This is a genomic window from Kribbella sp. (assembly GCF_035655035.1).
Taxonomy (GTDB): Bacteria; Actinomycetota; Actinomycetes; order Propionibacteriales; family Kribbellaceae; genus Kribbella.
The window spans coordinates 1-3414 of sequence record NZ_DASRVN010000008.1 but is presented as its reverse complement, the minus strand read 5'-3'; the positions used below and the strand labels follow the sequence as shown (position 1 = coordinate 3414).

Sequence of the window (3414 nt, the reverse complement as noted above, 5' to 3'; positions counted from 1 at the left end):
GTGCGGCCTGCACCTCGTTGTCCGGCCAACTGACCGCCGGCCGGCCGTCGGCGACCATCTTGTTCTGCTGCTGCTCCTGGAGCTTCCGCAGCTCTTCCGCGCGCTGCATCTCCTTGATCGCGTTCTCGGTCCGTACGCGTTCGAGTTCCGCCAGCGCAGCGGCTTCTTCTTCCTGGGTACCCATCGTCGTCCTCACGTGTTCATCGGATGGCAACCCCCGTTGCGCCGATCCAATCAACTTCGCAAGCGTCGTACGGGCCCGTGAAGATAACGATCCGGTCAGGCCGGGTCGAGCATCTCCGGGGTCAGGTTGGCCTCGGTGTTCGGGACGCCGAGGTCGGCGGCGCGCTTGTCCGCCATGGCCAGCAGCCGCCGGATCCGGCCCGCGACGGCGTCCTTCGTGAGGGCCGGCTCGTGCAGCTGGCCGAGCTCCTCGAGGCTTGCCTGCTTGTGCTCCAGCCGGAGCTTGCCGGCCACCTGCAGATGATCGGGTACGTCGTCGCCGAGGATCTCCAGCGCACGCTCCACCCGCGCACCCGCGGCCACCGCGGCCCGGGCCGAGCGGCGGAGGTTCGCGTCGTCGAAGTTGGCGAGCCGGTTCGCGGTGGCGCGGACCTCGCGGCGCATCCGGCGCTCCTCCCACGCGAGCACGGACTCGTGCGCGCCGAGCCGAGTCAGCAGCGCACCGATCGCGTCGCCGTCGCGGATCACCACCCGGTCGACGTTGCGGACCTCGCGCGCCTTCGAACCGATGCCGAGCCGGCGGGCCGCGCCGACCAGCGCGAGCGCCGCCTCCGGACCCGGGCAGGTCACCTCGAGCGAGGACGACCGGCCGGGCTCCGTCAGCGAACCGTGCGCCAGGAAGGCGCCGCGCCACGCGGCAACCGCGTCGCACGACGCACCGGACACGACCGCCGGCGGCAGGCCGCGGACCGGACGGCCGCGGTTGTCCACCAGGCCGGTCTGCCGCGCCAGCGCGTCACCGTCGCGGACCACGCGCACGACGTACTTCGTCTGCTTGCGGATGCCGGACGGGGAGATCACCACGACGTCCGACGGATGCCCGAAGATCTCGGCGATGTCCTTGCGCAACCGCCGGGCCGCGGCGCCGCTGTCCAGCTCCGCCTCCACGACGATCCGCCCGGACACCAGGTGCAGCCCGCCCGCGAACCGCAGGATCGACGAGACCTCAGCCTTGCGGCAACACGGTTTCGTGACCTGAATGCTGGTCAGCTCGGACTTCACCTGTGCTGTCATCGCCATAGAAAGCATCCTCCCACCCATGTCAAAGACCCTCGGAGGACCAACGGGCGCCGCGTGCCGCGGTTACGTTGCAACCTTCCGCGCGGCTGGTCCCGTTACCTCGTCGACAACCTGAGAGGAGGGGCATGAAGGCACCGGACGAAGCCGAGTTCACCGAGTTCGCGACGTCGGCGATCCGCCGCCTGCGCCGTACGGCGTACCTGATGTGCGGCGACTGGCACCGCGCCGAGGACGCGGCCCAGGACGCGCTGGTGAAGGTGTACCGGCGCTGGCACCGCATCGACCGTACGCAAGGCCTGAACGGGTACGCCCACAAGTGCCTGGTGACCGCGGTGCTCGACCAGTCCCGCAGACCCTGGCGCCGTGAACGCCTGGTGGACGCGGACGACCCCACTCCCCTGCCCGATCCGGGCGGCACGATCGACGACCGCCTGCTCGTCGTACGCGCCCTGGCCGGCCTTCCCCCGAGTCAGCGAGCGTGCGTCGTACTGCGGCACTACGCCGACCTCAGCATCGAACAGACCGCCGACATCCTCGGCATCAGCACCGGCGGCGTGAAGAGCCAGACCTCCCGAGCCCTCACCCGCCTCCGCGAACTCATCGACCACCCAGAACGGAGCGCCACGTGAGCCCCGACATCGAGCACCTGCTGGCCGCGGCCGCGGACGACTCCGACCAGCCCCACGGCACCGACATCGACGCCCTGCTGCTGCGCGCCCGGCGCTCGGCCCGCAAGGCCCGGTTCGCCACCGCGTCCACCGCCGCACTGACGACCGGGGTGATCATCGCGGGCGTCGCCACCTGGTCAGCGAACCGCGACGACAGCGCCGCACCGGCCGGCACACCGACGCCGGGTATGACGCTGACGATGGACGTGAAGACCGGCCGGATCATCGACGACGAAACCGGCAAGCTCGTCGTACCGCCGCCGAACGTCAGTCCGGTGCCGGACGCCCAGGCCGTGCAACAGTGCGCCGCCGCTCCGGGGTCGGGGCAGCCGAACGGCGCCGGAGGCCCGTTCGACGATCGGTGGCAGGTCGTCGTGAAGGCCGGCAGCCGGGACGCGTTCAGCGCGATGTTCCTGTCCCCCGACAAGTCGACCGTCCTGACCTGCACGGCGGGCGCTGTCGCACACCGGACCGCCGCCATCCGCGCCGCTGTCCGGACGGTGCTGCCGGGGAGCCCGCACCACCTCCCACAGGCCGAGGAGAACGGGCTGCGGATCGCAACACCCGGCGTACGGCGCGTCCTCGTCGACCTGGCCGGCGAACAGGAACCGCGGGAGGCACTCGTCGGCAAGGACGGGTTCTTCACCCTCGACTACACGCGCATCCCGGGCATCGTGATCATCGCGAAGATCCGCGGCTACGACGCCAACGGCAAGAAGATCTACCAACAGCTCAACCAGCCGCGGAACCAGCCGGGCGCCGTCGAAAAGAGCGCCGTCCTGAAGACCGCCGATCCGATCACCCCGCGCACGCAGGTCACCAAGGACCCGGCCACCGGTAAGTCACTCGCGCCCGCGCCGCCGGTCAGCCCGTTGACCGACGAACAGGTCACCACCCGCTGCCGCGGCGTGGACGACGTCTACTGGAAGGACAACGGCGGGTCCCCGGTCGATCCGGTCACCAAGGACTGGCAGGTCGCACTCAAGACTGGTTCGGGCGACAAGCTCACCGCCGTACTGATCTCGCCGGACCGGAAGAGCTTCGCGTGGTGCCACATGCTCACGCCGACAGCCGGCGGCGCCTACGACTACACCCGGGGCGTCGTCCAGCCGAACGGGAAGATCGCCGAAACGTTCGAGTTCGGCATGGTTCCGGACGGGGTGGCTCAGCTGGTCGTGGACCTGCCGAAGCAGGGCCCGACCCGCGCGCTGATCTCCAACGGCTTCTACATCTGGGGTCTCACCGGTGGGAACTCGGACCTGAAGCAGGTCCGAGTCCGCGGCTTCGACGCCGACGGCAAGCAGGTGTACACCACAACCAAGCAGGTCGACGCAGACTTCGACTAGCTGTGATGTCCAGGGAGGTTGGTCAGTCGGGTGATGGGTGGTTGGCCGCCGGTTGAGCTGTGGGGTCGGTGGTGATTGTAGAAGTGGAGCCAGCCGGGCAGGGCTGTGTTGCGTTGGTGGGTTGAGTCGTAGAAGCG

5 protein-coding genes are annotated in these 3414 nt (G+C 69.8%); 2 read left to right on the top strand and 3 right to left on the bottom strand.

Going from position 1 to position 3414, the window contains the following annotated elements; genetic code table 11:
- Positions 1-196 (bottom strand): hypothetical protein (locus tag VFF46_RS00305; protein WP_325034907.1); only part of this gene is annotated, 196 nt, incomplete at its 3' end.
- Between the two features lie 83 nt (positions 197-279).
- Entirely contained in the window at positions 280-1263 is a 984-nt protein-coding gene (whiA, locus tag VFF46_RS00300) for a DNA-binding protein WhiA (RefSeq protein ID WP_137256843.1), read from the bottom strand.
- Between the two features lie 125 nt (positions 1264-1388).
- Between whiA and VFF46_RS00295 the strand changes: the two genes are divergently transcribed.
- Positions 1389-1892 (top strand): SigE family RNA polymerase sigma factor, encoded by a 504-nt coding sequence (locus VFF46_RS00295; RefSeq protein ID WP_325034906.1) that lies wholly within the window; start codon positions 1389-1391, stop codon positions 1890-1892.
- A complete protein-coding gene (locus tag VFF46_RS00290; RefSeq protein ID WP_325034905.1) occupies positions 1889-3277 on the top strand; it encodes a hypothetical protein in 1389 nt (462 codons plus the stop codon). The genes VFF46_RS00295 and VFF46_RS00290 overlap by 4 nt, the downstream gene beginning before the upstream one ends.
- On the opposite strand, the gene VFF46_RS00285 is transcribed toward VFF46_RS00290, so the two are convergent.
- Positions 3274-3414, bottom strand: a 141-nt coding sequence (locus VFF46_RS00285) for an integrase core domain-containing protein (RefSeq protein WP_325034908.1), incomplete at its 5' end; no start/stop codon positions are given. The genes VFF46_RS00290 and VFF46_RS00285 overlap by 4 nt on opposite strands.

Coding starts and splice junctions, on each gene's coding strand:
- whiA (WP_137256843.1), bottom strand. CDS start 1,263: ATGGCGATGACAGCACAGGTGAAGTCCGAGCTGACCAGCATTCAGGTC.
- VFF46_RS00295 (WP_325034906.1), top strand. CDS start 1,389: ATGAAGGCACCGGACGAAGCCGAGTTCACCGAGTTCGCGACGTCGGCG.